The following is an 11,499-nucleotide window of genomic DNA, read 5'->3' on the forward strand; positions in this document are numbered from 1 at the left end:
CAGCGTGGCACTAAAATCACCCAATGCCAGCAAGCGCAAACAGCACCTGCAGATTGGCGCCCTCGTTGCGCCAGCGCTCATCGTGCTGGCCATCGTCATTGGCTACCCCATCGTGCGAGCAATCGCGCTGTCCTTCCAAGCCAACCGGCACCTCGATCCCAGCACCGGGGTATTCGTGGACGGCGGCTTCGCAGGGCTGGAGAACTACCTCTACTGGATCAACAATCGCTGCATGTCCGCCACGGGTGTGGTCTCCCAATGCCCGCCCGGGGTTATCGCCACGGACTTCTGGCCCGCAGTTCAGATCACCCTCTTTTTCACGGTGGTCACGGTGAGCCTAGAAATCATCTTGGGCATGTTCATGGCACTCATCATGAACGGCAGCTATAGGGGCCGCGGCTTGGTGCGAGCCGCTGTGCTTATCCCGTGGGCAATCCCCACCGCCGTTACCGCCAAGCTCTGGCAGTTCATGTTCGCCCCCGACGGTATCGTCAACTCCCTGCTCGGCACGGACATCGCGTGGACCACGGATCCCGCATTTGCCCGCCTAGCGGTCATTGTTGCTGATGTCTGGAAGACCTCGCCTTTTATGGCGCTGCTCATTCTGGCCGGTCTGCAGATGATTCCGCGGGATGTCTATGATGCCGCCCGCGTTGACGGTGCCACGCGCTTGCAGCTCTTTTTCACCATCACGCTCCCCCTAGTGCGCCCCGCACTAATGGTGGCCATTTTGTTCCGCACGCTCGACGCCCTGCGCATGTATGACCTGCCGGTCATCATGATTTCCTCTTCTTCCAACTCCCCTACCGCCACTATCTCCCAGCTGGTGGTTGAGGATATGCGCCAAGGAAACTTCAATTCGGCCTCCGCACTATCCACCCTGATTTTCCTTCTCATCTTCTTCGTCGCCTTCATCTTGGTGCGCCTCCTGGGCGCTGATGTCTCCGGCAAGGAACGTCGCCGCATTCAGAAAGGGGCAGCACAGTGAAAAAGTTCGGACACTACGCCGGCATCCTTTTCATCATGTTCTGGGGCCTAGCGCCCTTCTATTGGATGGTGGTCACCGCTTTCCGCAATAAGGCCCATACCTTCGATACCACCCCCTGGCCCACCCACCTCACGCTGCAGAACTTCCGCGACGCGCTGGCCACAGACAAGGGCAATAACTTCCTAGCGGCGATGGGCAACTCCGTGTTCATCTCACTTGCCACCACCCTCATCGCCGTTCTCGTTGGAGTGTTTACCGCCTACGCGCTCGCGCGCTATGAATTCCCCGGCAAGGGCATCATCACCGGCATCATCTTGGCTGCTTCGATGTTCCCTGCGATCGCGCTGGTGACTCCGCTCTTCCAGCTCTTTGGCAACCTTGAGTGGATCGGCACCTACCGCGCCATGATTATTCCCAACATCTCCTTCGCGCTGCCGCTTACGGTCTATACCTTGCTCAGCTTCTTCCGCCAGCTGCCGTGGGAATTAGAGGAGGCCGCGCGTGTCGACGGCGCCTCACGCAGCCAGGCATTCCGCCTCATTCTCCTGCCTTTGGCTGCACCGGCGCTGTTTACCACCGCCATCATCGCTTTCATCACGACCTGGAATGAGTTCATGCTCGCGCGGCAGCTTTCAACCACCGGCACCGAGCCGGTCACCGTGGCAATCGCGCGCTTCTCAGGCCCCTCGGCTTTTGAGTATCCCTACGCGGCCACGATGGCAGCCGGGGCACTCGTCACCATTCCGCTCATCATCATGGTGCTTATTTTCCAGCACCGCATCGTCGCTGGCCTAACCGCAGGAGGTGTCAAGGCCTAATGTCTATTTCCCGCTCCCCTTCCATGATCGTTCCCATTGTCGTGGGCACCGCGTTGGTGACCGGTTGCTCGCCCGCCAATGAGAATCCCTCTCCCAATCCCCCGGAAACGAGTACTGCTATCTCCCAGCCTGCCGACTCACAGCCTCCTACCTCCCAGCCGGCTATTTCCCCCGTCATCGCCCCAGTCACGGTTCCGGTCTCCGAGCTGGCCGGATCCCAGCAAAACCTCGTCGAAGGCCAAGTGCTCAACATCGTGGTGCCGGCGGCGGATCTCGACGCCTACAGCCCCGAGAGCACACCGGACTTCCTCGCCTTCCGCCAAGGCTACGATGACGGCAGCGCCCGCTTTAATCCCGGCTTTAGCGCCACCGCCCCCGGCCAAGGCGAGGTAACACTCGAAGGCCCCCAGACCATCACCTTCACGGTGACCGTGGAGCAGTAATGCGTCAGTCCTTGTTGTGGGACACCGCCATTGGTTTCGCCGGCTTCTTCGCCGTTCTTGCCCTCATCCAAGCCATCCTCAACCTCTTTGCGCCGGCGCCGGCCCTGTGGCCAGGACTGCTCGCCGGAGCGCTGTGCCTTATGGTCTATGGGCTGGTCAGGGCCAAGTCGAAGGCACTGCACGAGGCTGAGAAGTAGCTATCAACAAAACACCGCAGGATTCCCCCTCCGCAGCACGGGTTCTCCGGTACTTTTGTTTCCATGTCCGGTAGCTTCTGGTTTCGCAATGCAATCTTTTACCAAGCCCTCGTAGGTTCTTTCAAGGACACCACGGGTAGTGGTGTCGGTACCCTGCGCGGGGTCATCGACAAGCTGGACTACCTCAAGTGGCTGGGCGTGGATTGTCTGTGGCTATCGCCCTTCTACGCCTCACCCATGCGCGACGACGGCTACGACATCGCCGATTATTACTCCATCCACCCGGACTATGGCACGATGGCGGACTTCGAGGAGCTCGTTGCAGAGCTCAAGAAGCGCGATATGCGCATCATGACTGATCTGGCACTCAACCACACCTCCATAGAACATGAGTGGTTCCAGCAATCGCGCCTGGATCCCAACGGTCCTTATGGCGACTACTACGTGTGGGGCGATGATGCACAGCGCTATCCGGAAATCCGCATCATCTTCACCGACGCGGAGGACTCGAATTGGCAGTGGGATGAGACCCGTGGCCAGTACTACTTCCACCGCTTTTATTCGCACCAACCGGACTTGAACTATGACAATCCATTGGTGCACGAGGAAGTATTCAATATCCTGTCCTTCTGGATGGACAAGGGGCTAGACGGCTTCCGCCTCGACGCCATTCCTTATCTCTACGAGCGTGATGGGGTCGGAGGCGAATCCCTCCCAGAGACTATCGAGTTCATTGAGAAGATCCGTCGTTTCCTTGATGAGAACTATCCCGACGCCATCATGCTGGCGGAGGCGAACCAACCCCCCTCCGAAACCATGGAGTTCTTTGGTAAGGGCGACCGCTTTCACATGGTCTTTAACTTCCCGCTGATGCCGCGTCTCTTTCAGGCCTTCGCGCTGGGGGACGCCTCCCCTATCTACAACATCATGGCGGCTATGCCGACCCTTCCGGAGAACTGCCAATGGGGCACCTTCGTGCGCAACCACGACGAGCTCACCCTCGAGATGGTCGATGAGGGAAACCGTTCGCTCCTCTATTCCGCCTACCTGCCCGATGACAGCATGCGCGCCCACGTCGGCATCGCCAGGCGCTTGGCGCCACTCATGGGACAGGATCGGCGCAAGATCGAGTTAATGTACTCGCTTCTTCTCACCATGCCAGGCTCGCCCTTCCTGTACTACGGCGATGAGATAGGCATGCTCGATGACACCTCCCTTCCTGACCGCGATGCCGTACGCACCCCCATGCAATGGGAGCCGGGCCCGGGTGCCGGCTTCACCACCTCCTCCCATCCGCGCCGCCCCATCGTCGGAGGCAAGGGCATTTCAGTGGCGGAGCAGGTAGATGACCCGGAATCGCTGCTTAACGTTGTGCGCACGATGGTCCAAGAACGCAAGGCGCATCCGAAGTTGGGCACCGCACCCTTCGAAGCGGTGGAAAGCGGGCACATCGGAGTACTCGCCTTCGAGCGTGGCGGTTTGTTGTGCCTGCATAACTTCTGCGATGAAACGGTGGACCTCGGCATGGTCGAGCTGGGTCCTTATGGCTATGCCTGGATCCCGGTCGAGGCGGCGGAAGATTAGCGGAGCGTGGCGTCTCACGCACGCTTTTCGACGCCCATATAAGTGAACTTTGGTTGAACTTCAGGCATCGTGTGCCATAATTGCCTCCCCGTCTAAGAAGGCTGGGACGCCGCTAACGGCCATACTGTCAAACATAATGGTCCATATTCCCTGCGTGCGGCCCACGCGGCATAGCCTCGCCGCGAAAGCGTTGATTATACAGAGCATCAACGCAGGTCTAGCCTAATCCTCGTCAGCTTCTTCCCTGCTTGGGTGGCATCTTCCATACCGCTCCGGCCCTAGAGGCATGACTGCGGCGGGGACGCCTCGTCTCCCCTATTTCCAGTTTTGTCTGTTCAAGGCTCTTTTACTTCTCCTCCGAAAGGGGTCGCTATTGTGACAGCGACACTCATCATCCTGGCCATTGTCATCGTCACCGCTCTCGCATTCGACTTCACCAACGGCTTCCATGACACCGCGAACGCCATGGCAACCTCCATCGCCACCGGTGCGCTCAAGCCCTTTACCGCCGTAGCCATCTCCGCTGCCCTTAACCTGGTCGGCGCATTCCTTTCGGTCCACGTTGCTGCAACAGTGGCCAAGGGAATAGTTAACCTCGATTCCTACGACATCAGCACCGCCGGTGGTTCCGTGCCTGTCGACGGCGAAGCGCTGCTCATGGTTGTCTTCACCGGCCTTATCGGCGGCATCTTCTGGAACCTCTTCACCTGGCTGCTGGGCATGCCTTCCTCTTCTTCCCACGCCCTTTTCGGCGGCCTCATCGGCGCTGCTTTTGCAGCCATGGGAACGGCAGGCGTGGCCTGGTCCTCGATTGCGGGAAAGATCATCATTCCTGCCTTGGTTTCGCCCTTTATTGCCGCCTTTGTCTCGGCCTGCGGCACCTTCATGGTCTATTGGATCACCAACACGATCCCGCACCGCGTCAAGAACGAGCACTTCCGCCACGGTCAGATTGTCACCGCCTGCCTGGTGTCTTTGGCACACGGTGCCGGCGACGCCCAGAAGACGATGGGCGTCATCTTCCTGGCACTTGTTGCTGCGGGTGAGGCCAACCCCGACGCCCGCCTGCCCACCTGGGTGATCTTCGGCTGCGCCATCGCCATTGCGGCCGGCACTCTCTCCGGAGGATGGCGCGTTATTCGCACCCTAGGCAAGGGCCTCGTGGAGATCGAATCCCCCCAGGGCATGGCCGCCGAGGCATCCTCGGCCGCGATCATCTTGACCTCCGCCGCCGGCGGTATGGCGCTGTCCACCACGCACGTATCCACCGGTTCCATCCTGGGCACCGGCATTGGACGCAAGGGTGCGCAGGTGCGCTGGGGCGTCGCCATGCGCATGGCCGCGGCCTGGCTCATCACCTTGCCTTGTGCCGCCATCGTCGGATTCCTCAGCTGGTGGATCGCCAACGGGGTGTCCTCCTTCAGCTCGACAGTGGTGGGCGCCATCGTGGACTTCATCCTCCTTATCGCCATGGCCACCGTCATCGTCATCCGCTCGCACATGAACCCGGTCGACGCCTCCAACGTCAACGATGACTGGGATTCCAACGCAGAGACCGTCGATTCCTCTATCACCGTCGAGCAGGCCGCAGCTTCCACCACCCTTCAGCCCGTTGCCGTCGGAGTCACAGAACCTGCCCCCGCGGCAGAAAAGTAGGCACACAATTATGTCCCCAGCAGAAATCTTTGAAGCAATTATCCGCGTGGCCGGCCTAGCACTGGCCTTCGGGGCCGGTATCCCCATTTTGTTTGCGCTCGGTATGCGCTGCATGACGGGTGACCCCGTTCGCAATAGCGAGGGAGTTATCGTCGGTGATACCGCGGCCTCCCCGCAGATGAAGGTCCTTGGCTGGTCGGTCTACGGCATCCTTGCCCTGGTCATTGTCGTGGCCATCTTGTGGATAGCCAAAGGCTCCCTCAATCACTACTTCGGGTTAAGTCTCTTCTCCTAACCCCGCCCAAGGTGAACAAAAGGTAAACAAATAGTTAAATCAGTATTGACACCCTAATAGGACGGGCGTACTTTAAGAGTCAGAAGTAGCCAATGCCCCTCGGCAAAACCCGCCGAGCGGCAACGTCCTTCCCCACTAACCGAAAAGAGGTGAGAGAACATGAATTCACTCAAAGGACTTCTCAATTCAGTCTCCGCCGTATTTAAAAGCGCCACCGGAACCGGGTTAGATACCCTTGCATCCACTCCCGTGGAGGCTCGAGTGGCCGAGAAACTCGTTGAGGATGACCTCATCCCAGCGACACGCAACGAGGTCATCGAAGCCTTCAAGGCTACCGAGGGACGCAGCCCCTCCTCCACCGAGCTGCCGGCGGTCGAGCTTTTCCTGCTCGACTTTGGCTGGCTCGACTAGCAAGAAAGCGCGCCCGCACCGCATCTACCAAGTCAGCCTCAGGCTAGGGACATTTTGCCCCCCGCCCTGAAGCACTAGGACGATGCGATTCGGGTGCTTTTTCTTTGTCCGCTTTCTTTGCCGGCTCGGCCTTCCCACCATTTACCTTCGTCCTGAGCAGCCAGATTTCCCGCGGCTGGCGGGCCAGCTACCAGCATAAACTACTTTTGTGAGTGAAATCACCGGCGTGGCAAGGTGTAAAACCGGCGCAAAATTGCCTAAACTCTCCAAACATGACCATTTCCTCACATTTGGCGGAGCTCGACAGCTTGAACAACGCAAACACCACAGCGGAAAAGATCGCTGAGCTCAAGAGGCGCCGCGCCGCGGCTGAAAAGCCCATGGGCGACAAGGCCATTGACAAGGTTCACGCCCAGGACCGCCTCACTGCGCGCGATCGCCTAGATTACCTCCTCGACGAGGGCTCCTTCGTCGAAACCGACATGCTAGCCACCCACCGCACCACGGACTTCGGCATGTCGAAGAAGAAGATCCCCACCGACGGCATCGTCACCGGCTGGGGCACCATCGATGGCCGCGAGGTCTGCATCTTCTCCCAGGATGGAACCGTCTTCGGCGGCGCCTTGGGCGAGGTCTACGGCGAGAAGATGGTGAAGATCATGGAGCTCGCCGTGACCACCGGCCGCCCGCTCATCGGACTCTACGAGGGCGCCGGCGCACGTATCCAGGATGGCGCCGTATCGCTGGACTGGATTGCCCAGACCTTCTACCAGAACATCAAGGCCTCCGGCGTCGTGCCGCAGATCTCCGTCATCATGGGCGCGTGTGCAGGCGGCAACGCCTACTCGCCGGCCCTGACAGACTTCGTCGTCATGGTGGACAAGAAGTCCAAGATGTTCGTCACCGGCCCAGATGTCATCAAGACCGTCACCGGCGAAGAGATCACCCAAGAAGAACTCGGCGGCGCCGCCGCCCACATGCTCGCCGCAGGTAACTCTCACTACACCGCCGCCTCCGATGAAGAGGCCCTCGACTGGGTCCATGACCTAGTGGGATATCTTCCCTCCAACAACCGCCAGCGCGCACCCTTCGAGGACTTCGAGGAGCTGGGGGACGAGGCCGCTAGCGATCTGCGTCTCGATGAAATCATCCCTGACTCTCCCACTCAGCCCTACAACGTCAAGGAAGTCATTGAGGCCCTGACGGATGATGGCGAGTTCCTCGAGATTCAAGCCGAGCGCGCCGAGAACGTCGTTGTCGCCTTCGGCCGCATCGAAGGCCAAAGCGTCGGCTTCGTGGCCAACCAGCCGCAGGTCTACGCCGGCTGCCTCGACATCGACTCCTCTGAGAAGGCCGCACGGTTTATTCGCACCTGCGACGCCTTCAACATCCCCATCGTCTTGCTGGTTGACGTCCCGGGCTTCCTGCCCGGCGCCAGCCAGGAGCACTCGGGCATTTTGCGCCGCGGGGCCAAGCTGCTCTACGCCTACGGCGAGGCCACCGTCCCGAAGATCACCGTGACCATGCGCAAGGCCTACGGCGGAGCATATTGTGTCATGGGTTCCAAGGGCTTGGGCGCCGACGTCAACCTGGCATGGCCCACCGCGCAGATCGCGGTCATGGGCGCGGCCGGAGCCGTCGGCTTCATCTACCGCAAGGAGCTCAAGCAGGCCCACGAGAAGGGCCTCGATGTCCAGGAGCTGGCCAAATCCTTCGAGCGCGAGTACGAAGACCACATGCTCAATCCTTATAAGGCTGCCGAGCGTGGCCTTATCGATGCGGTCATCCTTCCCTCCGAGACCCGCAGCGCCATCACCCGCAACCTGCGCCTGTATGCCGACAAGAACGTTCCTCGTCCGGCCCGCAAGCACGGCAACATCCCGCTTTAAGGAGTGGGGTTGTAGAATTGGACCCCATGACTGATCTTAAGACCACTGCCGGCAAGATCGAGGACCTCGGCAATCGTCTGTCCGAGGCCCGCACCCCTATGGGCGCGGACGTCGTCGAGGCCTTACATGCCGCAGGCCACCTCAGCGCACGCGAACGCGTCGAGAAGCTGGTTGATGAGGGAACTTTCGTGGAGATGGACGCGCTTGCCAGGCACCGCTCCACCGCCTTTGGCCGCGAGCATGACCGCCCCTATACCGATGGCATCGTCACCGGTTACGGCGTCGTCGACAAGCGCAAGGTATGCGTCTTTAGCCAGGATGCCACCGTCTTTGACGGGACTCAGGGCGAGGTTTATGCCGAGAAGCTGACCAAGCTCTACGATCTGGCCCTCAAAACAGGCGTGCCCATCATTGGTCTCTACGATTCCACGGGCCCCCGCGTGCAGGAGGGCATTGCCACCCTGGCCGGCTATGCCCGCATTATGGCGCGTGTGACCGCCGCCTCGGGGCTAATCCCGCAGTTAGGCGTCGTCCTCGGTGACACCGCTGGAATCGCCGCTTTCGCCCCCACGCTGAGTGATGTCCTCATTATCACCGAAGGCGCAACGCTCCACCAGGCCGCAGGGCACGTGGCCGACGCAGACGTCGAAAGCTTCGGCGGTGCCGCGGTTCACGCCGCAGCAGGAACCGCACAGCTCGTCGCCGCCAACGAGGAGGATGCTCTGTCCCTCGCGCGCGACGTACTGTCTTTCCTCCCTGCCAATAACCGGGCGGAGGCTCCACGGAGCGCGGCTGAGGTAGCAACTGGGGCTATCGCCGATAACATCACTGAGCGCGACCGCGCCCTTGATGTCATCATCCCCGATGGCGCCGCAGAGGCCTACGACATGCGTGATGTCATCGCCACCGTTGTCGATGAAGGCTCTTTCTTTGAACTTTCGGCGAGCACCGCGGAAAACATCCTCACCGGCTTTGCCCACATTGAGGGACGCGCCGTAGGCATCGTGGCCAATCAGCCGCTCGCACTCGCCGGTGCACTCGATGCCGCCGCCGCGGAGAAAGCCGCTCGCTTCATCCGCACCTGCGACGCCTTTAACACCCCAGTCATCGAATTCGTCGACTCCCCTGGCTTCGTTCCCACCCCGGAGGAAGAAAAGGCCGGCCTTGTGCGTCGCGCCTCCAAGCTGGCCTTCGCCTTCGCGGAGACCACCGTGGGTACCCTCACCGTCATCACCCGCAAAGCCATCGGTCCTGCCTATGTTTTCATGGGTTCCAAGGACCTCGGCGCGGACCTGGTTTATGCCTGGCCCACCGCCGAAATCGCCGTTACCCAGGCCTCGCAGGCCGCTTTGGCCATCTACGGCGAGGGCGCTAACCCTGATAATGAGGCTGAGCTGGCCGCTCAGTTCCTACATCCTTATGCCGCAGCAGAAAACGGCCTAGTGGACAACGTCATCGAGCCTTCTGCAACGCGCGGCTACCTCATCGAGGGGCTGCGCCTGCTTGAGCGCAAGGTCGTTGCCCAGCTGCCCAAGAAGCACGGCAATATCACCCTCTAAAAGGAGAAACCATGACCACCCCGGCCTTTAGCATCCTCAAGGGAAACCCTTCCGACTCCGAGGTTGCCGCGCTCACCGCCGTCTTGGCCCAGCTCTCCGCGCAGGCGCGCGCCCAGCAGACTCAATCTGGCACCGGCGAGCGCAACATGTGGGGCCGTCTCGAGGAGCGCTACAACCCGCTGGGCGCCCAGGACATCTTCAACCCCGCCGCGTTCCGCAACGTCCGCTACTACTGATGCGCATTGTTCTAGCCTCCCAATCCCCTTCGCGCGCAGCCATCCTGCGGGCGGGCGGGGTTGAACCCGTTTTAGCCCCCGCCAACGTCGACGAACGCGCCATCGAGGCAGGGCTTAGTCCTGCTGCCCCAGAAGGTATCGTCGCCGCGCTGGCGTGCGCCAAGGCCGAAAAGGTCGCCAGCTCCTACCCCGATGACCTCGTCATTGGCGGGGATTCCATGCTCCTCCTCGACGGCGAGCTACAGGGCAAACCTCTCACTGCCGAAGCTACCGTAGCGCGCTGGCAGGCCCAGGCTGGCCGCCGCGCCGAGCTACTGACGGGGCACTGCCTCATCGCCGACGGCCGCCGCCACGTCGAGACTTCCCGCACCGTCATTTACTTTGCGCAGGCAAGCGACGATGATATCGCCGCCTACGCTGCGAGCGGGGAGCCACTGCAGTGCGCCGGCGCCTTTACGCTTGAGGCACTCGGTGGCTGGTTCATCGACCGCATCGAGGGCGATCCCTCCTCCGTCATCGGGCTTTCCCTGCCGGTAGTGCGCCGCGCCATCTACTCATTTGGATGGAATGTCAGCGACTTCTGGGCTCAGGCACAACAATAAGAGCCCTTGCACAAGCGCCTGCGCCGACTCTAGGTGCGATGCAGGCGCTAAACTGGGGCGTCATGAAAATCAATGACATGTTGGCGCCCGAGCCCATAAAACTTCTCCAGGATCCTGGGGCCGATTCCACTGCGGATCTCGCCGCAGGAATTGTCTCCCACCCCGATTCCCCGCTGCTGTGGGCGCTGTTGGCGGAAGAAGAGCTGGCAGGCGTTCGCGCACAAGGTGCCGCACCGGCTGCCTATATCACCGCTTATGCCTACGCACGCACCGGCTATCACCGCAGCCTCGACCGCCTGCGCGGCAACGGTTGGAAGGGCTGGGGCCCAGTCCCCTTCGACCACGAGCCCAACCAGGGCGTCCTGCGCGCCATCGCCGCGCTCGCGCACGCCGCCCAGGCCATAGGAGAGCAGGACGAGTACGACCGCCTGCGCCAGATGCTTTCCGACGCCGACCCAGACTCCGTCGCCCGCCTCCTCGACTAGGGATTAAACCGGCTCTTTCGGTTTTAGAGTGCATGGTGGGAGTGACAGAAAAGAAGCGAGTCCCTTGTCGTTAAGGGTTTAGGTATGAATCTAGCCACAACCAACAAGGGGACTGTGTTCAGCCAAGTACTTCCAGACGCAATGAGAGTGCGCAGAGCCAGAAGAAGCAAGCCACCCGCTGGACTTTGCAACGCAAACGCCGGTTTGGTCGACTGGGTTTGTTTTTGGGGTGCGGGAAGTCGCCGCCTGGCTTGTTGTCCTAACGGCTAGTGCGTGTGCGGTGGCTGCCAGATAATCTTCCCGCCCTTACGGGTCAGGCGCCCGCGGCGTGGTGGC

13 protein-coding genes are annotated in these 11,499 nt (G+C 60.9%); all 13 read left to right on the top strand.

Annotated elements, in window-relative coordinates; all coding sequences use genetic code 11:
* Nucleotides 1-4: 4 nt before the first annotated feature.
* The 13 genes from B2696_RS03940 to B2696_RS04000 all read left to right on the top strand — a co-directional run bounded on the left by B2696_RS03940 (nt 5) and on the right by B2696_RS04000 (nt 11,163).
* On the top strand, nt 5-988 hold the full coding sequence (locus tag B2696_RS03940) for a carbohydrate ABC transporter permease (protein ID WP_286954057.1): 984 nt from the start codon (nt 5-7) through the stop codon (nt 986-988).
* Nucleotides 985-1,806, top strand: coding sequence for a carbohydrate ABC transporter permease (locus B2696_RS03945; RefSeq protein ID WP_075729256.1), 822 nt, complete (start codon nt 985-987; stop codon nt 1,804-1,806). Before B2696_RS03940 ends, B2696_RS03945 begins: the two co-directional genes overlap by 4 nt.
* Nucleotides 1,806-2,249 (top strand): hypothetical protein, encoded by a 444-nt coding sequence (locus tag B2696_RS03950; RefSeq protein WP_286954059.1) that lies wholly within the window; start codon nt 1,806-1,808, stop codon nt 2,247-2,249. Before B2696_RS03945 ends, B2696_RS03950 begins: the two co-directional genes overlap by 1 nt.
* Nucleotides 2,249-2,446, top strand: coding sequence for a hypothetical protein (locus B2696_RS03955; protein WP_075729254.1), 198 nt, complete (start codon nt 2,249-2,251; stop codon nt 2,444-2,446). Before B2696_RS03950 ends, B2696_RS03955 begins: the two co-directional genes overlap by 1 nt.
* Before the next feature lie 63 nt (nt 2,447-2,509).
* Entirely contained in the window at nt 2,510-4,030 is a 1,521-nt protein-coding gene (locus B2696_RS03960) for an alpha-amylase family protein (RefSeq protein WP_286954062.1), read from the top strand.
* 375 nt (nt 4,031-4,405) lie between these two features.
* Nucleotides 4,406-5,686: an inorganic phosphate transporter gene (locus B2696_RS03965; RefSeq protein WP_075729252.1), complete on the top strand. Its 1,281-nt coding sequence runs from the start codon at nt 4,406-4,408 to the stop codon at nt 5,684-5,686.
* Between the two features lie 10 nt (nt 5,687-5,696).
* A complete protein-coding gene (locus B2696_RS03970; RefSeq protein WP_286954063.1) occupies nt 5,697-5,981 on the top strand; it encodes a hypothetical protein in 285 nt (94 codons plus the stop codon).
* Between the two features lie 159 nt (nt 5,982-6,140).
* The gene (locus B2696_RS03975) at nt 6,141-6,392 is read left to right on the top strand and encodes a hypothetical protein (RefSeq protein WP_286954064.1); all 252 of its coding nucleotides are present in this window, start codon (nt 6,141-6,143) and stop codon (nt 6,390-6,392) included.
* A gap of 272 nt (nt 6,393-6,664) precedes the next feature.
* A complete protein-coding gene (locus tag B2696_RS03980) occupies nt 6,665-8,281 on the top strand; it encodes an acyl-CoA carboxylase subunit beta (protein ID WP_286954066.1) in 1,617 nt (538 codons plus the stop codon).
* Between the two features lie 26 nt (nt 8,282-8,307).
* Entirely contained in the window at nt 8,308-9,840 is a 1,533-nt protein-coding gene (locus B2696_RS03985) for an acyl-CoA carboxylase subunit beta (RefSeq protein ID WP_286954068.1), read from the top strand.
* Nucleotides 9,841-9,851: 11 nt separating this feature from the next.
* Nucleotides 9,852-10,076 (top strand): acyl-CoA carboxylase subunit epsilon, encoded by a 225-nt coding sequence (locus B2696_RS03990; protein WP_286954069.1) that lies wholly within the window; start codon nt 9,852-9,854, stop codon nt 10,074-10,076.
* Entirely contained in the window at nt 10,076-10,678 is a 603-nt protein-coding gene (locus B2696_RS03995; protein ID WP_286954070.1) for a Maf family protein, read from the top strand. The genes B2696_RS03990 and B2696_RS03995 overlap by 1 nt, the downstream gene beginning before the upstream one ends.
* Before the next feature lie 62 nt (nt 10,679-10,740).
* Nucleotides 10,741-11,163 (top strand): DUF3151 domain-containing protein, encoded by a 423-nt coding sequence (locus B2696_RS04000; protein WP_075731002.1) that lies wholly within the window; start codon nt 10,741-10,743, stop codon nt 11,161-11,163.
* Nucleotides 11,164-11,499 lie beyond the last annotated feature (336 nt).

Source organism: Corynebacterium sp. UBA4397 (assembly GCF_002390965.1).
In the GTDB taxonomy this organism is placed as follows: Bacteria; Actinomycetota; Actinomycetes; order Mycobacteriales; family Mycobacteriaceae; genus Corynebacterium; species Corynebacterium flavescens.